17 protein-coding genes and 1 pseudogene are annotated in these 25,083 nt (G+C 39.0%); 11 read left to right on the top strand and 7 right to left on the bottom strand.

Annotation, left to right across the window (positions count from 1 at the left end):
- Positions 1-39: 39 nt before the first annotated feature.
- The 3 genes from gluQRS to sfsA all read right to left on the bottom strand — a co-directional run bounded on the left by gluQRS (position 40) and on the right by sfsA (position 2,367).
- The gene (gene gluQRS, locus DK858_RS08650; protein WP_109397062.1) at positions 40-951 is read right to left on the bottom strand and encodes a tRNA glutamyl-Q(34) synthetase GluQRS; all 912 of its coding nucleotides are present in this window, start codon (positions 949-951) and stop codon (positions 40-42) included.
- A gap of 53 nt (positions 952-1,004) precedes the next feature.
- Positions 1,005-1,460 (bottom strand): RNA polymerase-binding protein DksA, encoded by a 456-nt coding sequence (dksA, locus tag DK858_RS08645; protein WP_023580786.1) that lies wholly within the window; start codon positions 1,458-1,460, stop codon positions 1,005-1,007.
- Between the two features lie 196 nt (positions 1,461-1,656).
- Complete coding sequence (gene sfsA / locus DK858_RS08640) at positions 1,657-2,367, bottom strand: DNA/RNA nuclease SfsA (RefSeq protein ID WP_109397061.1); 711 nt, start codon at positions 2,365-2,367, stop codon at positions 1,657-1,659.
- An 85-nt stretch (positions 2,368-2,452) separates the two neighbouring features.
- Between sfsA and hrpB the strand changes: the two genes are divergently transcribed.
- Positions 2,453-4,885, top strand: a complete 2,433-nt coding sequence (gene hrpB / locus DK858_RS08635) for an ATP-dependent helicase HrpB (protein ID WP_109397081.1) — start codon at positions 2,453-2,455, stop codon at positions 4,883-4,885.
- 128 nt (positions 4,886-5,013) lie between these two features.
- Positions 5,014-7,320: pseudogene (gene mrcB / locus DK858_RS08630) on the top strand (bifunctional glycosyl transferase/transpeptidase); the annotation flags it as partial.
- Between the two features lie 72 nt (positions 7,321-7,392).
- Here mrcB and hemL read toward each other — a convergent pair.
- The gene (gene hemL, locus DK858_RS08625; protein ID WP_109397059.1) at positions 7,393-8,679 is read right to left on the bottom strand and encodes a glutamate-1-semialdehyde 2,1-aminomutase; all 1,287 of its coding nucleotides are present in this window, start codon (positions 8,677-8,679) and stop codon (positions 7,393-7,395) included.
- Positions 8,680-8,954: 275 nt separating this feature from the next.
- On the opposite strand from hemL, the gene erpA reads away from it, so the two are divergent.
- A complete protein-coding gene (erpA, locus tag DK858_RS08620; RefSeq protein ID WP_006534944.1) occupies positions 8,955-9,299 on the top strand; it encodes an iron-sulfur cluster insertion protein ErpA in 345 nt (114 codons plus the stop codon).
- 253 nt (positions 9,300-9,552) lie between these two features.
- Here erpA and btuF read toward each other — a convergent pair whose 3' ends face one another.
- Positions 9,553-10,377, bottom strand: a complete 825-nt coding sequence (gene btuF / locus DK858_RS08615) for a vitamin B12 ABC transporter substrate-binding protein BtuF (RefSeq protein ID WP_109397058.1) — start codon at positions 10,375-10,377, stop codon at positions 9,553-9,555.
- 105 nt (positions 10,378-10,482) lie between these two features.
- The gene (gene mtnN / locus DK858_RS08610; protein ID WP_109397057.1) at positions 10,483-11,178 is read right to left on the bottom strand and encodes a 5'-methylthioadenosine/S-adenosylhomocysteine nucleosidase; all 696 of its coding nucleotides are present in this window, start codon (positions 11,176-11,178) and stop codon (positions 10,483-10,485) included.
- Positions 11,179-11,304: 126 nt separating this feature from the next.
- Between mtnN and dgt the strand changes: the two genes are divergently transcribed.
- The 4 genes from dgt to DK858_RS08590 all read left to right on the top strand — a co-directional run bounded on the left by dgt (position 11,305) and on the right by DK858_RS08590 (position 17,330).
- A complete protein-coding gene (gene dgt, locus DK858_RS08605) occupies positions 11,305-12,813 on the top strand; it encodes a dGTPase (protein ID WP_109397056.1) in 1,509 nt (502 codons plus the stop codon).
- Positions 12,814-13,201: 388 nt separating this feature from the next.
- On the top strand, positions 13,202-14,527 hold the full coding sequence (gene rlmD, locus DK858_RS08600) for a 23S rRNA (uracil(1939)-C(5))-methyltransferase RlmD (protein WP_109397055.1): 1,326 nt from the start codon (positions 13,202-13,204) through the stop codon (positions 14,525-14,527).
- A 71-nt stretch (positions 14,528-14,598) separates the two neighbouring features.
- A complete protein-coding gene (gene relA, locus DK858_RS08595; RefSeq protein ID WP_109397054.1) occupies positions 14,599-16,836 on the top strand; it encodes a GTP diphosphokinase in 2,238 nt (745 codons plus the stop codon).
- 149 nt (positions 16,837-16,985) lie between these two features.
- Positions 16,986-17,330 carry a colicin E1 family microcin immunity protein gene (locus DK858_RS08590; protein ID WP_109397053.1) on the top strand — a complete coding sequence of 115 codons (345 nt, stop codon included), beginning with the start codon at positions 16,986-16,988 and terminating at the stop codon, positions 17,328-17,330.
- A 17-nt stretch (positions 17,331-17,347) separates the two neighbouring features.
- Here the strand turns inward: DK858_RS08590 and DK858_RS08585 are convergent, their stop codons facing one another.
- Positions 17,348-18,622, bottom strand: a complete 1,275-nt coding sequence (locus DK858_RS08585) for a colicin-like pore-forming protein (protein WP_228407251.1) — start codon at positions 18,620-18,622, stop codon at positions 17,348-17,350.
- A 243-nt stretch (positions 18,623-18,865) separates the two neighbouring features.
- Between DK858_RS08585 and mazG the strand changes: the two genes are divergently transcribed.
- The 4 genes from mazG (at position 18,866) to DK858_RS08560 (ending at position 24,879) form a co-directional block, all read left to right on the top strand.
- The gene (gene mazG, locus DK858_RS08580) at positions 18,866-19,663 is read left to right on the top strand and encodes a nucleoside triphosphate pyrophosphohydrolase (protein ID WP_109397052.1); all 798 of its coding nucleotides are present in this window, start codon (positions 18,866-18,868) and stop codon (positions 19,661-19,663) included.
- Positions 19,664-20,173: 510 nt separating this feature from the next.
- Positions 20,174-21,811, top strand: a complete 1,638-nt coding sequence (gene pyrG / locus DK858_RS08570) for a glutamine hydrolyzing CTP synthase (protein ID WP_109397051.1) — start codon at positions 20,174-20,176, stop codon at positions 21,809-21,811.
- 62 nt (positions 21,812-21,873) lie between these two features.
- Positions 21,874-23,175: a phosphopyruvate hydratase gene (gene eno / locus DK858_RS08565; protein WP_036911952.1), complete on the top strand. Its 1,302-nt coding sequence runs from the start codon at positions 21,874-21,876 to the stop codon at positions 23,173-23,175.
- A gap of 321 nt (positions 23,176-23,496) precedes the next feature.
- Complete coding sequence (locus tag DK858_RS08560) at positions 23,497-24,879, top strand: SLC13 family permease (RefSeq protein WP_109397050.1); 1,383 nt, start codon at positions 23,497-23,499, stop codon at positions 24,877-24,879.
- The last annotated feature ends 204 nt before the right edge of the window (positions 24,880-25,083 follow it).

Raw genomic sequence — 25,083 nt, 5'->3', positions numbered from 1 at the left:
ATAGCCTACTGAACATTTTTTGAGAATGCTTTGTGTGGTTTATTCATACCTTTGTTGCTGATGATTTTGTTTTAAAATCTCAGAAGGTGACCACTGTGCTATCGCAATCTCTAGCAATGATGTTAACGAATAATCTTGCCAACCTGCAATAATGGGCTGATTAAGAAACCGTAAAGCATCGATAATGACAGGTCTTGGATCAGTATCTGGTAACGCATGCGCGTGATTTTGTTTTGATAATTTATTACCGTCATGATTTATTACTAAAGGTAAATGAGCATAACGTGGGATAGGTAAATTCAGTTGTTTATGTAAACTGATTTGTCGCAGCGTGGGATCAAGTAGATCGGCACCTCTAACAACTTCGGTTACACCCTGATAATTATCATCAATCACTGTTACTAGATTATACGCAAATAAGTTACCTTTTCTGTGAATAATCATATCTTCTAATACGATAGACGTACTTTTTGAATAATATGTACCTTGAATGACATCTTCAAAATGATAAACGGGATGCTGTTGGATCAATCTCCATGCACTCTCTTTATCGAAAGGTGTAACATTATTCGTTAGTGGCTCGCGATGACGGCAGTGGTTATCATACACTCCCCCTAAGTCATGTAAACGATGACGGCTACAATGACAGTGGTAGCAAACACCTTCTTTCCAAAGGGTGTGTAAAATTTCACGGTAAGCATCATGGCGTTGCGATTGATAGAGGATCTCTTCATCCCAAAACAAACCATAATGTTCTAATGTGCGAATAATTTGGAATGCAGTGCCGGGAGGTTCTCTAAGAGGGTCGATATCATCGATGCGCAGAAGCCAACGCCCGTGGTGTGCACGAGCTTGAAGATAACTGCCAAGTGCAGTAACCAATGAGCCAAAATGAAGTTGACCCGTTGGTGATGGCGCAAAGCGCCCAATATAGTCTGTAATCTCGTGCATCGAAAGATTCAGATTAACGCCTCAACGTATTAGGTTGAGGCGTCTGCTCATTATTAGCCAGCCATCTGCTTTTCACGGATTTCAGCTAATGTTTTACAGTCGATGCATAAATCGGCTGTAGGACGAGCTTCTAAACGGCGAATGCCGATTTCAACTCCACAAGATTCACAGAAACCAAAGTCATCATCTTCGACTTTCTTCAGTGTTTTCTCGATTTTCTTAATGAGTTTACGTTCACGATCACGGTTACGCAGCTCAAGACTGAATTCTTCTTCTTGTGCAGCTCGGTCAACGGGATCAGGGAAGTTTGCCGCCTCATCTTGCATATGAGTAACGGTGCGGTTGACTTCATCCCTGAGCTGATTGCGCCAAGATTCAAGTATTAGCTTAAAATGCGCTAATTGGGCTTCGTTCATGTACTCTTCGCCCGCTTTTTCCTGATATGGCTCAACGCCAGCAATAGCGAGAATGCTCATGGACGATGTTTTACGCTTTTGCCCTTCTTGCATAATGCTTCTCCTACATACGCATTTCTGAATAATCCCCACCTTAAAAATAGGAAGGGGAAAAAATAGGGCGCTATAAATAGCAGATGCCCGCGAGGATAGCAATTATTCCTTTAATAAGTTTTCTCATGGTGTGAAGGCACGCAAGTAAATATCCCTTTTTAGTTAAAAAATGATTAACTAACACCATGAATTTCAATTAACCATTTGAAATAAAAGGTAATTGCTGTCCGATTGTTAAATTGTATTCACTAATATTGATGCGATAACACAAGATTTCAACCCCCGCATCACATGCTTCTTTTAGCAGTGAAGCATAGTTAGGATCAATCTCTTTAGCAACAGTCACTTCCATAATTCCAGTATGGGGAACTGCGTAGAATAAGACAGCCCTTAAACCCAATTTTGCGATAGCGGTCAACTCTCGAAGATGTTTCTGACCACGTTCTGTTTTTGCATCAGGGAAATAACCCATACCGTTGTCGAGTAAGGTGACTGACTTCACTTCAATATAACAGTCAACTTTATGATTTGATTTAAGTAAAATATCAATACGGCTATTCTCACTACCGTATTTCACTTCTCGTTTTATCTCGTCATACTCGGATAATTCTGGAATGTCACCTGCCTCAATCGCATCAGCAATTATCCCATTCGCTCTTAAGGTATTTACACAAATCCAATCATCGGTTTGAGTTTGAGTCAGTTCCCAGCTGTGTGGATATTTTCTTTTTGCATTCAAAGAGGTGGAGTACCAAACGGTATCACCCGGTGTTGCACATCCCGTCATTGCACCTGTGTTGGCACAATGAAGCGTGAATTCTTCCCCATTAGGGGTAACAACGTCTGCTAAAAAACGCTTATATCGTTTTAGTAAAGTGGCAGATTGTAGCGGTTGCTCAAATTTCATGATCACTCCGATGAAAGTATGACCTTTAATAAAGCGCTAATGCTACAATGCCTAGTCAAGAAAGTTAATGAGCCATGGAGCCCGTGTGCATTTATTGCCAATCTTTGATGTAACAGAAAAAATCGTTACTGCGTTAAAACAATCCCCACAAGTTTTGCTTCATGCACCTACAGGTGCCGGTAAATCCACGGCGTTACCCCTCTATTTGCTGGAGCAAAATTGTTTTGATGGAAAAATAATTTTATTAGAGCCAAGGAGAGTAGCCGCTAAAAGTATTGCTTACCGTTTAGCAAATCAGCTAAATGAAGAAGTTGGAAATACGGTAGGTTATCGTATGAAAGCGGAAAGCAAAGTTAGCTCAAAAACTCGACTTGAAGTAGTAACAGAAGGCGTATTAAACCGGATGTTACAGCAAGATCCGGAGTTGACTGGCGTAAGCCTTGTGATTTTAGATGAATTTCATGAACGTAGTTTACAAGCGGATTTAGCACTAGCGCTATTGCTCGATGTACAGATGGGATTACGTGATGATTTGCGTGTTTTGATTATGTCCGCGACCTTAGATAATCAAAAAATTACCTCACTACTACCTGATGCCCCTATGATCAGTGCGCAAGGGCGTAGTTATCCCGTTGAAAGAGCCTATTTTCCTATCAATTCGTATCAACCCTTCGAACAAGAAATTGCCACAATGGCGTTGCGATTATTGGCGCAAGAAACCGGCTCTATGCTGATATTCTTGCCGGGAAGTGCAGAAATAGTACGCGTTGCAGATATTCTAAAGGATAAAGTGGATGACAATATTTTACTCTTCCCACTTTATGGTGCTCTTTCATTAGCGGAACAACAAAAAGCGATTGAGCCAACAGAAAAAGGTTATCGAAAGATCGTACTTGCTACCAATATTGCAGAAACCAGTCTGACTATTGAAGGGATCCGTTTAGTCCTAGATAGTGCCATTGAAAAACGCGCTCAATTTGATTTGAAAAGTGGTGTCACTAGCTTATTGCGTCAAAGGATTAGCCAATCGTCACAAACACAACGAGCTGGGCGAGCTGGGCGTCTTGAGGCAGGTATTTGCTGGCATTTAATCAGCCAAGAGCAGGCAGAGCGTGTTGCTTCTCACCAAATACCTGAAATTTTAAGTAGTGACTTATCGTCGTTATGGCTTTCCGTCTTGCAGTGGGGATGTCGTGACATTAATCAGTTGAGTTGGTTGGATACACCAACCCCACAAGCATTATATGCAGCTAAAGATTTACTGTATCGTTTAGGTGCGATAAATAAACAAGGTGGATTAACACATCGGGGAACACGCATGGCGCAATGGGGGATTGAACCTCGATTAGCGGCGATTTTGGATTATGCGAGTGAGCTAAGTGACAATCACCTTGCGACAGCTGCACGTTTATGTGCAATCTTAGAAGAGCCTCCACGAGGACAGGAAATTAATCTAGAATGGGTTTCTCAGCAGAAAAACATGTTCTGGACACGACGTGAAAAACAGCTTTCTCAACATCGGAAAGGGACGTTTTGTCCTGAATTGTTAGGTGTACTATTAGCGGTTGGATTTCCTGATAGGATTGCTAAAAATCGTGATAATCAAGGACGTTTTCGTTTGGCAAATGGGCAAGGTGCCATGATGGATGATGCGCACGCTATGAGTAATACTCAGTGGATCTTAGCGCCGTTATTACTACAAAATGTACATTATGCCGATGTGCGCATTTTATTAGCGCTACCCATTGATATCGATGAAATATCAGCTATCTTTCCTGAGCTTATTGAAAATAATACCACAGTTGAATGGGATGAAAAACGAGGCACATTGGTTGCATGGCAACAGCGTCAATTAGGGCGATTAACTTTAAGTCAGCGACAACTAGACAAACCAAATAAGCAACAAATGCAACAAGCATTATTGAATTGGCTGAGAGATAACGGTTTAAAGGCTTTAGCGCTGAGTGAAGAGACTCAACAGCTTTTTATACGACTTGCTTTAGCGAAAAAATGGTGTCCAGAAGCCTTATTACCTGATTTAGCAGAAACAGTGTTACTTGAAAATTTAGAAACATGGCTTTTACCTGAACTAGGGGAAATTCAGACATTAAAAGCATTACAACAAATTGATATTAATACAATTATTAAAAATCAATTAACTTGGCATGAAAATCAGTTGCTTCAACGCTTATTTCCGACGCATTATTTGGCGCCAACAGGAACAAAAGTGATGATTACTTATGATTTGGAGTCACCTCCGGTGATTGCTATTCGTATTCAAGAAGTTTATGGCGAACAACAAAGCCCTATTATTGCGAATGGTCAATTGCCTGTCGTCATGGAATTATTGTCACCAGCCCATCGTCCTATCCAAAAAACACACGATTTGGCGACATTTTGGGCAGGAAGTTATAAAGAAGTGCAAAAAGAGATGAAAGGACGTTATCCCAAGCATTTATGGCCTGATGATCCGGCGAATACGGCACCGACTCGACGAGTAAAAAAATATAGCCAATAAGTTAATTTAAGTTTTTATCGTAGATTATCCCTATTTGAGAGCTTTCTTGTGGGATCACACAGAAAAATAGCGACAATGTTAGGCTTCTTTATCCCGTGATAAAGGGGTTTTAATGAGAGATACCGTTCATGAGTAGAAAGAAAAGACCAGTGAAACAAACCAAAAGAGGTCGTTCTTGGTTTTGGTTATTTGTCAAAATCGCCATTGTGGTTGCGGTTTTAATGGGGATTTATGGGGTTTATTTACATTCTCAAATCAAAGAGCGCCTTGATGGCAATGTTTGGGAATTACCCGCTGCGGTTTACGGACGTACAGTTAACTTAGAGCCGGGCATGAATTATAGCCAAAAAGAGATGGTGAGCTTACTCGAGGGTATGCAATACCGCAATGTTAACAAAATCACTCGTCCTGGCGAATTTGTGGTAAGAGGCAACACGATTGAGATGTTGCGCCGACCTTTCGATTTTCCTGATGGTCGTGAAGAGCAAATTTTAGCTAAATTAGCCTTTGAGCAGAATTCATTGGTTAGTATTACTAACATGGATAATCAACGGCAGTTTGGTTTTTTCCGTCTTGATCCTAAGTTAATTACCATGATGCAATCTGCAAATGGTGAACAACGCTTATTCTTAGCAAGAGATAAATTTCCACAATTATTAGTGGATACGCTAATTGCAACAGAAGATCGCCGTTTTTATGAGCATGATGGCATTAGCCTTTATTCGATTGGACGCGCAGTATTAGCAAACTTTAGCGCAGGTAAAGCGGTTCAAGGCGGGAGTACCTTAACGCAACAGTTAGTGAAAAACCTATTTTTGACTAACGAAAGAACGTTAAAAAGAAAGCTTAATGAAGCCTATATGGCGATCATTATGGATGCGAGTTATAGCAAAGATCGTATTTTAGAACTGTATCTTAATGAGGTTTTTTTAGGGCAAAGTGGTGATGAACAAATTCGAGGCTTCCCTTTAGCTAGCCTTTACTATTTTGGTCGTCCCGTTGATGAATTAAGCCTTGATCAGCAAGCTCTTTTAGTGGGTATGGTTAAAGGTGCGTCTGCTTATAACCCATGGCGTAACCCAAAATCTGCGTTAGAGCGTCGTAATGTGGTATTAAAACTGCTGCAAACCCAAGAGATAATCGACCAAGAGCTTTACAATGTGCTGAGTGCTCGTCCTTTAGGTGTGAAACCACGTAGTGAAGCGTTAACGCCTCAACCGGCATTTATGCAATTGGTTCGTCAAGAGTTACAAACAACCCTAGGCGATAAAGTAAAAGATTTATCGGGTACAAAAATTTTCACTACATTAGATCCGGTCTCGCAAGATGCCGCTGAAAAAGCAGTTGAAGTGGGCGTTGCCGATATACGTAAAGTGCGTAAGATTGACGATCTTGAAGGGGCGATGGTTGTTGTGGATCGCTTAAGTGGTGAGGTGAGAGCATTAGTGGGTGGCTCTCAACCACAATATGCGGGCTTTAACCGTGCATTATCGGCTCGTCGCTCTATTGGCTCTTTGGCAAAACCTGCGACCTACTTAACGGCATTAAGTGAACCTGAGCGTTTTCGTTTAAATACATGGCTTGCTGATGAGCCAATATCTGTGCCTATTCCAGGAGGCAAACCTTGGCAACCTCGTAACTATGATCGTGGTTATAAAGGTAAATTAATGTTGGTGGATGCATTAGCGACTTCACGCAATATACCGACTGTAAATCTTGGTTTAGAAGTCGGGTTAGATCGCGTGATCCAAACTTGGATTAACTTAGGTGCACCCGCAGAAAATCTGGAAAAAGTGCCAGCGATGCTATTAGGCGCATTAAACTTAACACCAATGGAAGTCGCTCAAACCTTCCAAACAATTGGTAGTTTAGGTAATCGAGCAAAACTATCATCATTGCGTTCTGTTATTGCTCAAAATGGTACCGTGCTTTACCAAAGTTATCCTCAAGCGGAAACGACGGTTTCACCTCAAGCGGCTTATATGACGTTGTTTGGTATGCAACAAGTCGTGAATTCAGGGACAGCATGGCGTGTATTAAAACCAAAATTTGGTAATTACAATCTTGCTGGTAAAACGGGTACGACAAACGATCTCCGCGATAGTTGGTTTGCAGGGATTGATGGTAAGGAAGTGACGATCTCATGGATGGGGCGCGATAATAATGGCCCAACGAATTTAACGGGGTCAACAGGGGCATTGTTGCTGTATCGTAACTATTTAGAGAATCAGGCACCGCTGAAACTAAATCCACCAGCACCAGAAGATATCGCAGAGATGTCTGTTGATGCTCAAGGGAACTTTGCTTGTTATGGCGGTGGTGTTCGTACTTTACCTGTATGGACAGCCAATCCAGATGGATTGTGCACACCTGTTCAGCAAGATACCGATGAAAGTGGCGCACCAAAGTGGTTACAAGATCTGTTTTCTGAGTAAGTGATCACGTAGATTAGCTAAAATAAAAACGGCACGTCAGTGCCGTTTGTTTTTTGTCAAAATAGATAGGTATTAGCGTTTCATTTTTCCAAATGCATATTCCGCGGCATCAATAGTGCGTTGAATATCTTCTTTGGTATGTGCGATAGACATAAAGCCTGCTTCAAATGCAGAAGGAGCAAGGTAGATGCGTTTTTCTAACATTAAGTGGAAGAATTGCTTAAAGCGCTCAACATCACAATTCATTACATCTTGATAGCAAGTCACTTCTTTTGCATCTGTAAAGAACAGACCAAACATACCTCCAACATGGTTGATAACCATTGGAATGCCTGCTTGTTGCGCCTTTTCCAGTAAACCCTCAGCGAGCATAGTTGTTAGCTCATCTAATGTCTGATGAACACCCGGTTGTGATACTTCGTGTAAACACGCTAAACCTGCTGCCATTGCAATTGGATTGCCTGATAAGGTTCCCGCTTGATAAACAGGGCCAATAGGTGCCAGTTTAGACATCACTTCCATATGCCCACCAAATGCACCAACCGGCATACCGCCACCGATGATTTTACCGAGGCAGGTTAAGTCAGGATCAACGTCGTAATAAGCTTGTGCTCCACCTAATGCTACACGAAAGCCTGTCATTACTTCATCAATGATCAGTAAAGCACCAAACTCATCACATAATGCACGTAAACCGGGTAAGAAGTCTGCTTTAGGGGGTACGCAGTTCATATTGCCCGCAACTGGTTCAACAATGATACAAGCGACTTCTTCTGGGTAGTTTTCAAAGGCTTGGCGTACAGAATTTAAATCGTTGTAAGTGCAAGTTAAAGTGTGTTTGACAAAATCAGCGGGTACGCCCGGTGAATTAGGTTGGCCCATAGTTAATGCACCAGAACCTGCTTTTACTAATAAGCAATCTGCATGACCGTGGTAGCAACCTTCGAATTTAATGATTTTGTCACGGCCAGTATAACCACGAGCAAGGCGGATCGCGCTCATTGTTGCTTCTGTGCCTGAGTTCACCATACGAACCATATCCATTGAAGGTACTAGTTCGGTAACGAGGTTAGCCATTTCAACTTCAGCTGCTGTTGGTGCACCAAAACTTAATCCTTTTTGTACCGCATCAGTAACAGCATCACGAATAGCAGGGTGATTATGACCTAGAACCATTGGTCCCCATGAGCCAACATAGTCAAGGTAAGCACGTCCATCGGCATCATAAATATACGCACCATTAGCACGTTCAATAAAAAGAGGGGTTCCACCTACACCGTTAAATGCTCTAACAGGTGAGTTGACACCGCCAGGGATCACTTGTTGTGCGAGATTATAAAGCGTTTCAGACTTGCTCATGTCAGACTCCTAATGATGGGTGAGCGTAAGATTAAGGCGTATTCTAAAGCACCACGCAGATGAAGCCAAATTACGGCAACAAGATTTTGATTTCTCACTGTTATTGTGGGTACGTGGTTTATCGTAAAAAGTGATAGGTAGCAAAAAGTGTATTTTGTCCACAACAAACTTGAAGGTTATGAGCAGGTATTAGATAATCATCACATTATATCAGCAAGAAATATAAATTTTTTGCTGGCTGTTTTTTTGCTGGAATACCCAGTCTGGAGTGAACAATGAGTGATGATATGGCTCTGCCGTTACAATTTACTGACGCGGCTGCAAATAAAGTAAAAGATCTGATTGCAGATGAAGAAAATCCAAATCTGCGTTTACGTGTTTATATCACGGGTGGCGGTTGTAGCGGATTCCAGTATGGTTTTACCTTTGATGATGCAATGAATGAAGGTGATATGACCATAGAAAAACAAGGCGTTGCTTTAGTGGTTGATCCAATGAGCTTGCAGTATTTAGTGGGCGGTTGTGTGGATTATACCGAAGGATTGGAAGGGTCGCGTTTTATTGTGACGAATCCTAATGCTAAGAGTACGTGTGGTTGTGGTTCTTCTTTTAGTATCTGATTTTTCTTTGGCGTCGTGGCTGTGTAGCATGCCACGGCGTTAGAGCTGTGCTCGTAATACTCACATACTAATGTATGCTTCGCTTACTGCAGGCTACCTGCTTTGTTGCACTGCTCGCTCACGACTTTTGTCGGTGGGATTTTTTAAAGATAAATTTTTAAGAACAACACCTAAGAATAAAACCTAAGAATAAAACCTTAAACTTTCAATTTCCTATTGTTAAATCCTTTCTCGTTTTTCAACAAAACGTAATTTAACTTTTCGCCACTGCCTCACAAATTTGCTGTACTGCATTAATAATACGTGGTGCAGGTCGGCTAAAACTGTCTTCATCAATGGCAATAACGGGTACAGTGAGTTGAGGTTGCCAAAATGCTTTTATTGTAGGTATTTGCTCTGCCTTACCACTGAATATAATCAAATCAGGTTGCTTTGTAAGTACTTGCTCTCGGCTTACTTGAGGCCATGCCACCGGGCTGTTAGCAAAGATATTCTCTCCACCGCAAAGTTCCGTAATATGGCTCTGTAATGTGCTATTTGATGTGGTAAATAATGGTTGCATCCCAAATTGAATAAATACTTTTTTCTTGGCGTGATGCGATATATTTGATGCATATTGTTGCTGTAATGCCTGATATTGCTGGCGCAATTGTTGGGCATTTTTTAAAGCAATATCAGGATGATGGCTATAACTGGAAAGAGTAATAAGATCGTCTGCGATTTCTTCAATACTTTGTGGATCAGAATAAATGATAGGAATACCCAAGGCTTTTAATTGATCTAACGAACGTTGTGGATTACCGCCTCGCCATGCAATGATTAAATCAGGTTTTAATAATAGAATGCGCTCGATATTAATGCCCTGCCAATTGGCCACTTGTTCAATACTTTTAGCCGCCTCCGGATAATCAGAGTAAGCACTAACTCCGACAATATTATTACCCATACCCGCAGCATAAGCCATTTCAGTGGCTGAAGGCGATAGCGTAATAACACGATCAACAGGCGTGGTAGCAATAGCAAAATTGAGCCAAAATAATGGGCAGAGTAATAACCCAAGATTAATAAATAAACGCATTACTTTTCCAATAATAAAAAAATACCCACCTATTTTTTATCTTAGAATAAGTAAAAAAGAAAGGCGGGGTATTGATAAAGCGGTATTAAGATTATCTCGACTTAATTAGTCTTTTAATTTATCCAATATCGCTGTCACCATTAAGCTTGATTGTTCTGCGGCAACAGATAAAAATTCATCAAAACTTAAGTGTGATTCTTTATCAGCCACATCAGAAATAGCACGAACCACAACAAATGGTGTATCGAACTGATGGCAAACATGGCCAATTGCGGTTGATTCCATTTCTACGGCCACAACATCTGGGAATGTGCGACGGATCCGAGCTAAAGGTTCTGCACCATTAATAAAAGCATCACCACTACAAATTAAACCACGAACTGCATTTAATTTTAGTGATTCAATACACTCTTCTGCGATGCTAATAAGTTTGGGATCTGCAATAAAAGCGGGAGGGCATTGTGCCATTTGACCAGGTTCATAACCAAACGCAGTCACATCAGCATCGTGATAACGCACTTCTGTTGAAACAACGATATCACCGACATTTAATCTTGAGTCTAAGCCACCCGCAGAGCCAGTATTGATAACGACATCAGGACGAAAATGCTCAAGTAATAATGTTGTGCCGATCGCGGCTGCAACTTTACCAATACCTGATTTTAGTAATGCAACATCAACACCGTTAATTTTACCTGTATAGATTTCACAACCGCCACGGGATAAGATTTGGCAATCTTCAATTTTATCACGCAGAAGTGTGACTTCTTGCTCCATTGCACCTATTACGCCAACTCTCATTGTGTCATACTCACTTGTAGGTTAAGAATAAATAAAATTTAAATAGAGTTTAACATCTATCGGAAAAACACGATATAACACAAAGAATAGAGAATTCGTTTCATTTAAGCCAGAAAGAGGATAGGAATGATCGATTTTAAGCTGAAGTTAAATTATCAACGTAAATACAACAGCAGTGACATCGATATTAATGATGAAATTCAGGTTTCTCGACAATTTGAAAGTGATCGAGGGCGTATTATTAACTCAGCCGCTATTCGTCGTTTACAACAAAAAACACAAGTCTTTCCCTTAGAGACAAATTCCGCAGTACGCAGTCGCCTTACTCATTCTCTCGAAGTTCAACAAATAGGGCGTTATATCGCTAAGCAAATTATTGGTGAGTTAAAAAAACAAAATAAGCTTGAAGTGTATGGCTTAAATGAGCGTATTGATAGCCTTGAGAGTTTAATTGAGATGGCGTGTTTAATGCATGACATTGGTAACCCACCTTTTGGCCATTTTGGTGAAGCGGCAATTAAACATTGGTTTCAAAAAGTATTATCACCAGAGGCGACGGCCGAATTCGACCGTTGCCCATTTATCCCTATGCAGTATTCAGCTAAAGTGCAATTAAATGAATTGCGACAAACTTTACGCCAAGATTTATGTCAATTTGAAGGTAATGCGCAAGCTATCCGAATGGCACATCATCTGCTTAAATTGAATTTAACCTATGCGCAAATTGGGTGTGTATTGAAATACACTCGTCCTGCTTATTGGCAAGGTGATGTTCCTAAAGAATATAGCTATTTAATGAAAAAACCAGGGTATTATTGGTCTGAATTAGCATTTGTAAAAGAAGTACAACAAAAATTAGATATGGGGGAATTTTGTCGCTTTCCCCTCACTTATATTATGGAAGCTGCTGACGACATCTCTTATTGTATTGCGGATTTAGATGATGCGGTAGAAAAGGGAATTTTTGATATTAACCGTCTTGTTCAGCTTTTACGTGATGCATGGCGTGAAAATGGCGATGTCACTGAAGGTGATTTATTTGATATAACCGTTAATCGTGCTTATAAAAAAGTCGATCAAAATGAAGCTAAGCGCAGTATGCAAGATCAGTTCTTTATGTATTTACGAGTTTATATTACAGGGAAATTAGTCCCTTATACTGCCTACCGTTTTATAAAAAATCTTCCTCAAGTTTATGAAGGGAGTTTTAACCACGCCTTATTGGAAGGGGATAGTGCTGAGCACCGTTTATTAACAACATTAAAAAGTGTGGCTAAAAAATGGGTGTTTAGCCATCCTGAAGTTGAAGAACTTGAAATGAAAGGATATCGCGTGATTAGTGGGTTACTTGATATCTATAAACCCTTGCTTTTATTATCAACGGAAGATTTTTTAAGATTGCATAAATATAACGAACATCCTAAATATGTTATTGAGACGCGTTTATATCATAAGCTTTCTGTGAAACATAAACTAGCTTATAACGAAATGTTAGAAAAGCTAAATGATATAAATACTGAAAAAGGTAAAGTCTTAGAGTTTTATTATCGTACAAGATTAATTCAAGATTATATCAGTGGAATGACAGATCATTATGCTTATGAAGAATATAGAAAATTAATGGTTTGTGATTAATTTGTAATCATTAAGAAAAACGCTATCTAATTGATTGGTGATAAATTTTAGACTTTTCTTAGTGATAATAAAGATTTATTAAAATAACAGAAAACAGATGTTATTAATTGTAAATATATTCAATATAAAAGTTATATATAATATTTGTTAGTTATAGAACAATATAAAATTCATAAAACGAGTGCCTTAGGTTGTTATCATTAAAAGATTTATCAAATTAACAAAAATATTGCTTATATCAGTTAAGTAAATAACTTGTTCGATGTTATACTCTCTTTATGTTTTCTTCTGAAATGCATAGTCATTCATGTCACGCTGAAAAAATACAGCGTATTTTAAAACGATGTCATTTCACTGTTAATTCATTATTGATACTTAATTTAATACTATGGTGCAGTTTTATTCCCCTAAAAAACGTCCTGCGAAAAAACAGGCGATGATTCTGGAAGTGACCGCCAGTGCATTGGATGCAAATGGTCAAGGTATTGCTCATGCTGAGGGCAAAACAATTTTTGTAAAAGGATTACTCCCACAAGAAACTGCTCGTATTCGTTTAACAGAAGAAAAGCGCCAGTTTGCTAAAGGCGAAGTTATTAAGCGTTTAACGACCAGTGAACAGCGCATAAAACCGCATTGTGAATATTATGATCGTTGTGGTGGTTGTCAGCAGCAACATGTGCCTATTGCGCTACAACGTACAACAAAAGCCAGTGTGTTATCGCACCTTATTAAGCGTGAAACTGGGGTGATTATTTCAGCGGAACCTGTTATTGCAGGCGCTGAATATGGTTATCGTCGTAGAGCAAGATTAGGATTGCGCTATCAACCTGAAAAAGGGTTGGTAATGGGCTTTCGCCAAGAGCGCTCGAACGATTTGGTGATGATAAAAAAATGCCCAGTGTTAAAAACTCAATTAAATGATTTATTGCCTCCTCTTTGGACATGCCTTAGCAAATTAACATCAGCGCGTGATTTAGGGCATGTTGAAATGGTGCTTGCTGATAATGGACCATTAGTTATTTTACGTCATTTATCTCCATTGCCTGAGCATGATAAACAGAGTTTGCGTGATTTCTCTCAAACTTATCAAGTTACGATGTATCTTGCAGGTGATAATAGCGAGATAGCACGATTAACTCCAATTGAGCAGGAACCCTTCTATCAAATAGAAGGTCTAAATTTACGTTTTGCACCCACTGATTTTATTCAAGTAAACGATGAAATAAATTCTCAGATGGTTGCTCAAGCTATTGAATGGCTTGATTTATCGCTAGAAGATCGCGTGTTAGATCTGTTTTGTGGTATGGGTAACTTTACTTTACCTATTGCAAAACGTGTCAGTGAAGTTGTGGGTATAGAAGGTGTACCTGCACTGGTTGAAATGGCGAAAAAGAATGCAAAACTAAACCAACTAGGTAATGCGCATTTTTGGCATGCAGATTTATCGGCTGATTTTTCTGCGATGTCGTGGTCGAAAGAAGGGTTTAACAAAGTGTTGTTAGATCCTGCAAGAGCAGGAGCGCTGGAGGTAATGTCACACATAGTGAAGTTATCTGCAGAAAAAATCGTGTATGTCTCCTGTAATCCGACCACGTTAGCCAGAGATAGTAAGATATTATTAGATTCTGGATATCAGCTAACCGGTTTAAAAATGTTGGATATGTTTCCACAAACGGGTCATCTGGAATCAATGGCACAGTTTAGTCGAAAATAATTTGAGTCGATAATAAACAGTTAGCCAGTAAATAAGTCGCAAATAAGATTTATACCGTGTAGGGAGAGAATATGGTTGCAGTAAGAAGTGCTCACTTAACACCTGCGGGAGAGTTTGCTGTTGATAAATGGGTTAACAGCTTGAACTTAACTCATGCCAATGCGGGTAGTGAAATCATGCAAACCTGGGAATACTGCCATCGTACTGTTCAAGGGCGTGAAGATGCCGAACGGTTATTGTGGCGTGGTGTTGAAATGGTTGAGCTTCTTTCGACACTCAGCATGGATAAAGACAGCATGAGGGCAGCGCTTCTTTTCCCTCTTGCTGAAGAAAATCTTATTGATCAGGAAATCGTCACAGAACACTTTGGTGATGCTATTTGGAGCTTAGTACGTGGTGTTATGGAAATGGACGCCATACGCCAATTAAAAGCGACACATACCAATGAAACAAGCTCAGTTCAGGTAGATAACGTGCGTCGTATGCTGTTATCTATGGTAGAAGATTTCCGTTGTGTAGTCATTAAACTATCAGAGCGTATAGCCCATTTACGCGAAGTCAAAGATGCCACAGAAGATGAGCGCGTACTGGCTGCTAAAGAGTGTTTTAATATTTATGCGCCGTTAGCCAACCGATTGGGTATTGGTCAATTAAAATGGGAATTAGAAGATTTTTGTTTCCGTTATCTTCATCCTGATGAATACAAAAAAATAGCAAGCTTGCTTCATGAGCGTCGTATCGATCGCGAACAGTATATTGATAATTTTGTCAGTACGGTACGTGGTTATATGAAAGAAGAGAATGTTGATGTAGATATCTATGGTCGCCCCAAACATATCTATAGTATCTGGCGCAAAATGAAGAAAAAGAACTTGGCATTTGATGAATTATTTGATGTAAGAGCGGTACGTATTGTTGTTGAACGTCTTCAAGATTGTTATGCAGCATTAGGGATTGTGCATACTCATTTTCGTCATTTACCTGATGAATTTGATGATTATGTGGCAAATCCAAAGCCAAATGGTTATCAATCTATTCATACCGTTGTGTTAGGGCCAGAAGGTAAAACGGTTGAAATTCAAATTCGTACTCGCCAAATGCATGAAGATGCCGAGCTGGGTGTGGCTGCGCACTGGAAATACAAAGAAGGCGCCACAGGCGCGACAACGAAAGGCGGTACAGGAAGTTATGAAAACCGTATTGCATGGTTACGCAAACTGATTGCATGGCAAGAAGAGATGGCAGATTCTGGCGAAATGCTGGATGAAGTTCGTAGCCAAGTGTTTGATGATAGGGTTTACGTCTTTACACCAAAAGGTGATGTGGTTGATTTACCGGCAGGATCAACACCGCTTGATTTTGCGTATCATATTCATAGTGATGTGGGGCACCGCTGCATTGGAGCGAAAATTGGCGGGCGCATTGTGCCCTTTAGCTATCAGCTACAAATGGGCGATCAAATTGAGATTATCACGCAAAAACATCCTAACCCGAGCCGCGATTGGCTAAATCCTAATTTAGGTTATGTCACGACAAGCCGTGGACGTGCAAAAATTCACAATTGGTTCCGCAAGCAGGATCGCGATAAAAATATTCTTGCAGGGCGTCAGATTTTAGATAACGAATTGGCGCATATGGATATCAATATGAAAGAAGCAGAAAAACTGCTGATTGTGCGTTATAACGTGCATAGTGTTGATGAAGTATTAGCTGGGATTGGTGTCGGTGATATCCGAATTAATCAATTAGTGAACTTTATTCAAAGTAAATTAAATAAAGCCACTGCGGAAGATGAAGATAAAGAAGCACTGCGGACACTCGAAAGCAAAACGCCAGCACCAAGAACCACTGGTTCAGGTAGTAGTATTGTCGTTGAGGGGGTGGGTAACTTAATGCACCATATTGCACGTTGTTGCCAGCCTATTCCGGGTGACAATATTGTTGGTTTTATTACCAAAGGTCGTGGTATTTCGATTCACCGTGCTGATTGTGAGCAACTTGCTGAATTACTTTCTCATGCGCCAGAGCGTATTGTTGATGCGGTATGGGGAGAGAATTATTCCAGCGGTTATTCATTAGTAGTGCGTGTTGTTGCGAATGATCGTAGTGGATTATTACGTGATATCACGACTATTTTAGCCAATGAGAAAGTGAATGTACTTGGTGTCAGTAGCCGTAGTGATGTGAAGCAACAAATTGCGACCATTGATATGAATATTGAGATTTATAACCTCCAAGTATTAAGTCGTATTTTGGCAAAACTTAATCAGTTGCCTGATGTGATAGAAGCGAAACGCTTTTCTCACTAAAACATTAAAATGATAAGATGCCGAGACAACTGTTCTCGGCATTTTTTTATCTAAAAATCAGAAAAACTGTATATTTAGTTAGTGATTTAATTGCTAGGGTTTATTTAAAATAAATATAGTTTTAAATAAAAGGGATCTAGTAGATAAATATGAAGATAACTAAACAATATTATATTAAGAATATGTGTTGGGGATGGTTTATTGGTTTATGTTTTTTATATCTATTTTGGAATGATGAATTTAGGTATAAGACTATTTATTTAATTATTAATATTTATGGAATTATATTCTTTTCCGTATCTAAATGGGCAGTTGAGAGTTTCTTTCTTAAGTTTACTACAAGAGAGTTTTGGAATAAGGGGGTATTTATGGATACACCAGGAAAAATGGGAGGGATAGCGGTATATCATGGAGTCGTTTTTTTATTGACTATTCCAATTACAATTATTTATATTATAGTTTTGTTAATGAAAGGTTACTTATTAAATAAGTAACCTTTCATTATATAAAGTTAAATTCCCAAGAACTGGTTGGCTTTTTCAACTAAATCATCATTTATTAATGCACCAACACCAGCCATGATTAATCCATAGCCTAATATACCTATAGGACCACCTAGAAGCACACTAAATGTAAATCCAGCTACAGATGTAGCTGCCATTCCTACTATAAGCGTTTCTGTTTTGACAAAAAAAGGACGCCAGTTATCGGTTTGTATTGCTTTATGTAATTCGGTAGCCCAATCTGCAAAGTTAATAGCGTAACCAGTATAGGCCATACCTTTACTAAATTTTTTTAATTTTTGAGCTATATCATCGAGTTTGATCGATTCCAATGCAGTTGCAATAGCTTTACGATCTTTGGCATTAATTCTTCTATTGATATTCGCTTTGTATTTTTCGTAAGCTTTTAGCGCATCATCAACGTTACGGATGGTTTTTCCTCTGGCTTGTTGTGCTAAAGACTCCGCTAATTTCCTTGCTTTATCACCATAAGCATTAAACACTTCTTTATAAAAATCAGCAGTAAACTTTATTGAATCATGCAATTGCTTAAAATCATCGTTTGTTTGTTCTTTTTTATTTGCTTGTTGAGCTAAAATATCAGCAATTTGGAAATTGCGATATGTAAACGTCATATTATTATGGAAATCTTGGCATGCGGATTTAAAATCTTGTTCTCTAATATATTTTTGCATCTCAGGAAAATTATTTATATTGTCTGCGCCTTTATCTGCATATAAGGCATGTAAGGCTAATCGTACTGAGGGTAGCCAGCGGGAATATTCCCCAAATTTTTCACCTATATTTTGTAACATAGGATCTGGATGAGGACTAAAATGAATATCAAAGAGAAAACCATTTATATAGTTCATTTTTTGGTAAAACATTCTACTTAGATTCAGATCTGCTTCAAATATACGACTTATATTTTCATTATTTAATGGAATGTTGTTTTCTTCCATATTTAATAATAGCAATGGAGAACTTTCATTAAACTCGTTAGATCTATGCATTAAAGCACGGCCATAAGGTCGCATTATTAATGCTTTTTTTAATGCTAATTCGGTTTTCTGTTTTAAGTAAGATTTACATTCATTTTTAAACGCAGGGCAATTTTTCTTTCCGCAAACAGGGCATTCTTGTTTTTTATCCTGCATAAAATTATTACAAATAATATTTGTAGCTTGATTAAAAGAAAAACCATTATTAAAAGCATACTCAGGAATATAAGTATTATGTGGCGTTACAGTTAATGTACTAAATTGAATTATATTTTCACTCATTTTATTAAACCTTTAACAAAAATGATGTATTTATATGGTGTTGAAACGTGGATTTATAGCGAGGAGTATATTTGTAAATAACAAATTTATAGTTCAATTTAAAATGTCATTATTCTTTCAAAAAAGTTATTTTTAAGATCTTGAGCTTGAAATGATAAGATCCCGAGACAACTGTTCTCGGCATTTTTTATCTAGAAATGTGTTAAACAGGATAAAGCTAACTCTTATTTAAAAGGCAATATGATGTCAGAAAATCGTGCAATCTTTCGTTTATTAGAAATTATGGCGCAACTACGTGATCCTGAAACAGGGTGCGAATGGGATAAAGTGCAGACTTTTGACACTATCGCACCTTATACATTAGAAGAAACCTATGAAGTATTAGATGCCATTACACGCAAAGATTTTGCTGATTTAAAAGAAGAGTTAGGCGATTTGCTTTATCAGGTTGTTTTTTATTCACGTATGGCGCAAGAGCAAAAATTATTTGATTTTAATGATGTTTGTGAAGCTATCAGTAATAAGCTAGAACGCCGTCATCCTCATATCTTTGCCACTGAAAGTGACAATAATTTAGTCACAGAAAAATATCGTTGGGAAAAACTTAAAGCTCAAGAGCGAGAAGCTAAAGCTCAGTTTTCATTATTAGATGATATTCCCGCTACATTACCTGCTTTAATGAAAGCCGAAAAAATCCAAAAACGTTGTGCTTCAGTGGGGTTCGATTGGAATGAATTAGAGCCTGTCTTGGGTAAGGTTTATGAAGAAATTGATGAAGTGATAGCTGAGGTGAAAAAAGAGCTTCAAGATGCCTCTCGAATTGAAGATGAGTTAGGTGATTTATTGTTTTCTGTGGTGAATTTATCACGTCATTTAAAACAAAAACCCGAGCAAGCATTAAATCGAGCATGCCGAAAATTTGAACAACGCTTTCGTTTTGTTGAAAAAATGCTCTCAGAAAAAGGCACTGGCATAGAAAATGCCTCATTGGAAGAGATGGAGATCTATTGGCAGAAAGCAAAAAAACAACCGATTGAGTGAATTGTGACACGCAAATTAACTCTAACATGACATAAAGTGCGATAAAAATAGCTTGTAACATCTCGTTTTTTCAGCTGTTTTTATAAAAATATTTAAAAAGAAAAATTATAAGATGTAATTTCGTTTTTTTGTTTTTGGGTAATTTAAAGTTTTGTATTTGCATTCTATTACATTAAAAATGTGATTAATCTCAAAAAAATTAAACGTATGATCATAAGCAAAAGATCTCGCTATAAACCTGCTACACTTAATATTATGAAAAAATAAAGCATCTCTTCTCTAAAAGTGATAGCTTAGCTGAAAGGATTAAGCTAAAATGCTTGTGAAATATTTTCACGGGTTTAGTTAATTGAATTTTTACTGTTTTTTCGTGTTTAAACGGATAAGTGGCGTGATGAAAAAGAACTTTATACTACTAAGAATGTTTGTAGCGAAAATAAGGTTCGGGTATACTGTGTTCCCGTCCAGTTATATCCATCATCCTAATACACCTAAACTTTCAGGTTCAGCATGAAAACGAATTATATTTTTGTGACCGGCGGGGTCGTATCCTCTCTGGGTAAAGGCATTGCCGCAGCCTCTCTGGCGGCTATACTCGAAGCCCGTGGACTCAATGTCACCATGATGAAGTTGGATCCGTATATCAACGTCGATCCAGGTACTATGAGCCCAATTCAGCACGGGGAAGTCTTCGTCACTGACGATGGTGCTGAAACTGATCTCGACTTAGGACACTATGAGCGCTTTATTCGCACGAAAATGACTCGTCGTAATAACTTCACGACAGGTCGCGTATACTCTGAAGTATTACGCAAAGAGCGTCGTGGTGACTATCTTGGGGCTACAATTCAAGTTATTCCTCATATCACTAATGAAATCAAAGAACGCATCATCCGTGGCGGTGAAGGTCATGATGTCGTTTTAGTTGAAGTTGGCGGGACAGTTGGTGATATCGAATCCTTACCATTCTTAGAAGCGATTCGCCAAATGGCAGCAGAAGTGGGCCGCGAGCACACATTCTATCTGCATTTAACATTGGTGCCTTATTTAGCCGCTTCTGGTGAAGTGAAAACCAAACCAACTCAGCATTCTGTAAAAGAATTACTGTCGATCGGTATCCAGCCTGATGCGTTGATTTGCCGTTCAGACCGCGTTATTCCTGCAAACGAACGTGCCAAAATTGCACTATTCTGTAATGTACCAGAGAAAGCGGTTATTTCATTAAAAGATGTCGATTCCATTTATAAAATCCCTGCACTATTGAAATCACAGGGATTAGATGATTATATCTGTAAACGATTCAGCTTAGATTGCCCAGTCGCAAATCTTGCAGAGTGGGAACAAGTTATTTATGAAGAAGCTAATCCTGAAGGCGAAGTGACCATTGGTATGGTTGGTAAATATGTTGAATTACCAGATGCCTATAAATCAGTGATTGAAGCATTAAAACATGGTGGTTTCAAAAGCCGTGTTGCTGTAAATATCAAACTAATTGATTCACAAGACGTTGAAACTCGTGGCGTAGAAATGCTTAAAGGGTTAGACGCAATCTTAGTACCAGGTGGTTTTGGTGAACGTGGTGTTGAGGGCAAAATTATGGCTGCTCAATATGCACGTGAAAATAAAATCCCTTACTTAGGCATTTGCTTAGGTATGCAGGTTGCTATGATTGAGTTTGCACGTAATGTTGCTGGAATGGAAGGTGCAAACTCCACTGAATTTGCACCAGATTGCAAATATCCAGTTATTGCATTAATCACTGAATGGCGCGATGAAGACGGTAATGTCGAAGTGCGTTCAGAAGATAGTGATTTAGGTGGTACGATGCGACTTGGTGCTCAGCCTTGCCATTTAAGTGGCGATAGCTTAGTTCGTACACTGTATGGCAAAAACACCATTACAGAGCGCCATCGTCACCGTTATGAAGTAAATAATCTACTATTAAAACGTATTGAAGATGCGGGTTTACGTATTGCAGGTCGTTCAGTAGATAACAAACTGGTGGAAATTATTGAAAATCCAAACCATCCTTGGTTTGTTGCTTGTCAGTTCCACCCAGAGTTTACCTCAACGCCGCGTGACGGCCATCCGTTATTTGCAGGCTTTGTGAAAGCAGCCTTTGATAACCAAAAAGGCCTGCTGAAATAGGATATATGAGAAGAGATAGAGTATCTCTTCTCGGAAATTTAACTTGTACAGAGGAAAACCGAATGTCCAAAATCGTTAAAGTACTTGGTCGTGAAATTATTGATTCTCGTGGCAACCCAACAGTTGAAGCAGAAGTTCACTTAGAAGGTGGTTTTGTTGGTATGGCTGCGGCTCCATCAGGTGCATCAACAGGTTCTCGCGAAGCTTTAGAATTACGTGATGGTGATAAATCACGTTTCTTAGGTAAAGGTGTTCTGAAAGCGGTTGCTGCTGTTAATGGTCCAATCGCTAAAGCGATCCTTGGTCAGGATGCAAAAGACCAAGCTAACATCGATAAAATCATGATCGATTTAGATGGTACTGAAAACAAATCAAACTTTGGTGCAAACGCAATCCTAGCGGTTTCTTTAGCAAACGCAAAAGCGGCTGCTGCTGCAAAAGGTATGCCTTTGTACGAGCACATTTCTGATCTGAACGGTACTCACGGTCAATATTCTATGCCTCTGCCAATGATGAACATCATCAACGGTGGTGAGCACGCAGATAACAACGTTGATATCCAAGAGTTCATGATCCAACCTGTTGGCGCACCTACTCTGAAAGAAGCAGTGCGTATGGGTTCAGAAATCTTCCATCACTTAGCAAAAGTGTTAAAAGCAAAAGGCATGAACACTGCAGTAGGTGACGAAGGTGGTTATGCACCTAACTTAGAATCTAATGCTGCTGCATTAGCTGCTATCAAAGAAGCCGTTGAGAAAGCAGGTTACGTTTTAGGTAAAGACGTTACTCTGGCTATGGACTGTGCTGCTTCTGAGTTCTACAACAATGAAACGGGTAACTATGAACTGAAAGGCGAAGGCAAAACCTTCACTTCACAAGAGTTCACTCATTACTTAGAAGAACTGACTAAACAATACCCAATCGTTTCTATCGAAGATGGTTTAAACGAATCTGATTGGGATGGTTTCGCATACCAAACTAAAGTTCTTGGTGACAAAATCCAACTGGTTGGTGACGACCTGTTTGTAACTAACACTAAGATCCTAAAAGAAGGTATCGACAAAGGCATTGCTAACTCAATTCTGATCAAATTCAACCAAATTGGTTCACTGACAGAAACTTTAGCAGCAATCAAAATGGCGAAAGATGCAGGTTACACAGCTGTTATCTCTCACCGTTCAGGTGAAACCGAAGATGCAACTATCGCTGACTTAGCAGTTGGTACCGCAGCTGGCCAAATCAAAACAGGTTCTATGAGCCGTTCTGATCGTGTTGCTAAATACAACCAACTGATCCGTATCGAAGAAGCATTAGGTAACAAAGCACCTTTCAACGGTCTGAAAGAAGTTAAAGGCCAAGCATAATCTTGCATCTTTGATTAAAAAAATTTATTAATCTGAAAGGGGAGAACCTTGAGTTCTCCTCTTTTTTTTATTTTTTTACAGAAAAAATAGAATATTTATTTTTAACAACTTTGAAAAAAGTGTGATGTATAAGAGAAAATAGTGTTCAATTATTACTCTTTTATTAATAAATTGGTTAATTCTCGTGGAACAGATCTCAAATATAGCTTTTGCGCATTTTCAATGAAGGGAAATGTTTTTATATTTCACATATAACCTATTTCGTTAACAATTTAAGCTTAGTGAATCCAATGTTCATATCAGCTAATGTGGAGTATTATCATGGACGCATCCAATTTAGCCCCGTCGGCGAAGTCTAGTCCGATAAACAAGCGAGGGTTAATTATTCTGGCTATTGATGTGGTGTTATTACTACTTTTGCTAGAATTTTTACCTTATGATCCAAAGGCAAATGCAGGTTTAGCATTAATGGTGTTTGTGGGTGTGTTATGGCTGACAGAAGCTATTCACGTGACTATAACAGCATTATTTATACCTATATTAGCCGTTGTGCTTGGGCTAATGAATACTAATGAGTCATTAAAATCATTTGCAAACCCTATCATTTTCTTATTCTTCGGTGGCTTTGCATTAGCGACAGCACTTCATATCCAAGGGCTAGATCGCTTAATTGCTAACCGCTTGCTGATGATCGCAAAAGGTAAACTGTCAATCGCTGTATTGCTGTTATTTGGTGTTACTGCATTACTCTCAATGTGGATCAGTAACACAGCAACAGCTGCGATGATGCTGCCTCTAGTATTAGGTATTTTATCTAACTTAGATATTCGTTCAGAACGTAATACTTTCGTCTTCGTATTACTAGGTGTTGCTTATAGTGCCAGTATTGGTGGTTTAGGTACGTTAGTTGGTAGCCCACCAAATGCGATTGCCGCTGCTCAACTGAACTTAGATTTCATTACGTGGATGAAGTATGGTGTTCCAATCATGTTGGTGTTATTACCTATCATGTTTATTGTAATGTACCTAATGTTGCGTCCTAACTTGAAACATAAGTTTGATCTGAAATTAGAAGTCTTAGAGTGGAATAACAAGCGTGTTATTACCATGATTATCTTCTTAGTGACGGTATTTTGCTGGATCTTTAGTTCTTTTATCAGTAGCGCTTTTGGTGGTGTGAAAGATTTAGATACCGTTATTGCTGTTAGTGCCGCCATTGTTATTGGGGTTACCGGTGTAGCTAGTTGGAGCCAGATCCAAGAAAATACAGAGTGGGGTGTATTAATGCTGTTTGGTGGTGGTTTAACACTAAGCGCAATTTTACAATCTTCTGGTGCAAGCTTAGTTATGGCTGACTTTATGAAAGATACTTTCGGTAACAGTCATTGGTTTGTGATTATTCTGGCGGTAACAACCTTTATTATTGTATTAACAGAGTTCACCAGTAATACAGCGAGTGCTGCGTTATTAGTACCTATCTTTGCAACCGTTGCACAAGCGTTAGGTATGCCAGTAATGGCGCTGACAATGATTATTGGTATCGGTGCATCTTGTGCATTTATGTTACCTGTCGCAACACCGCCAAATGCGATTGTTTTTGGTTCTGGTTATATTAAACAGACTGAAATGGTGCGAGTTGGTGGTGTACTAAACTTAGTATGTATCTTTGTTATCTCTCTGTTTGCTTGGTTCTTCTGGCTATAAGTTAGTATGCTAAATTAATTCATAGAGATAAAAACAAAGCGCTTGATAGTTAAATATCAGGCGCTTTTTTTATTGTCTAATATTTGGAAGAGTAAAGGGAGCATATTCAAACAAAATAAAATAGAAGGCATGGATGAAAAGGAAGAAAAGAGCGGTTTTCTTGGAAAGGGGGACTAATTGACAGGAAAGAAAAAAGCCATCTCT

This window comes from Proteus faecis, from assembly GCF_003144395.1.
Taxonomy (GTDB): Bacteria; Pseudomonadota; Gammaproteobacteria; order Enterobacterales; family Enterobacteriaceae; genus Proteus; species Proteus faecis.
The sequence above is the reverse complement of the archived record's forward strand: the minus strand, read 5'-3'. Positions and strand labels throughout refer to the sequence as shown.

Coding starts and splice junctions, on each gene's coding strand:
- eno (WP_036911952.1), top strand. CDS start 21,874: ATGTCCAAAATCGTTAAAGTACTTGGTCGTGAAATTATTGATTCTCGT.
- rlmD (WP_109397055.1), top strand. CDS start 13,202: ATGGTGCAGTTTTATTCCCCTAAAAAACGTCCTGCGAAAAAACAGGCG.
- dgt (WP_109397056.1), top strand. CDS start 11,305: ATGATCGATTTTAAGCTGAAGTTAAATTATCAACGTAAATACAACAGC.
- DK858_RS08585 (WP_228407251.1), bottom strand. CDS start 18,622: ATGAGTGAAAATATAATTCAATTTAGTACATTAACTGTAACGCCACAT.
- btuF (WP_109397058.1), bottom strand. CDS start 10,377: ATGCGTTTATTTATTAATCTTGGGTTATTACTCTGCCCATTATTTTGG.
- erpA (WP_006534944.1), top strand. CDS start 8,955: ATGAGTGATGATATGGCTCTGCCGTTACAATTTACTGACGCGGCTGCA.
- hemL (WP_109397059.1), bottom strand. CDS start 8,679: ATGAGCAAGTCTGAAACGCTTTATAATCTCGCACAACAAGTGATCCCT.
- DK858_RS08560 (WP_109397050.1), top strand. CDS start 23,497: ATGGACGCATCCAATTTAGCCCCGTCGGCGAAGTCTAGTCCGATAAAC.
- mazG (WP_109397052.1), top strand. CDS start 18,866: ATGTCAGAAAATCGTGCAATCTTTCGTTTATTAGAAATTATGGCGCAA.
- dksA (WP_023580786.1), bottom strand. CDS start 1,460: ATGCAAGAAGGGCAAAAGCGTAAAACATCGTCCATGAGCATTCTCGCT.
- gluQRS (WP_109397062.1), bottom strand. CDS start 951: ATGCACGAGATTACAGACTATATTGGGCGCTTTGCGCCATCACCAACG.
- sfsA (WP_109397061.1), bottom strand. CDS start 2,367: ATGAAATTTGAGCAACCGCTACAATCTGCCACTTTACTAAAACGATAT.
- pyrG (WP_109397051.1), top strand. CDS start 20,174: ATGAAAACGAATTATATTTTTGTGACCGGCGGGGTCGTATCCTCTCTG.
- DK858_RS08590 (WP_109397053.1), top strand. CDS start 16,986: ATGAAGATAACTAAACAATATTATATTAAGAATATGTGTTGGGGATGG.
- relA (WP_109397054.1), top strand. CDS start 14,599: ATGGTTGCAGTAAGAAGTGCTCACTTAACACCTGCGGGAGAGTTTGCT.
- mtnN (WP_109397057.1), bottom strand. CDS start 11,178: ATGAGAGTTGGCGTAATAGGTGCAATGGAGCAAGAAGTCACACTTCTG.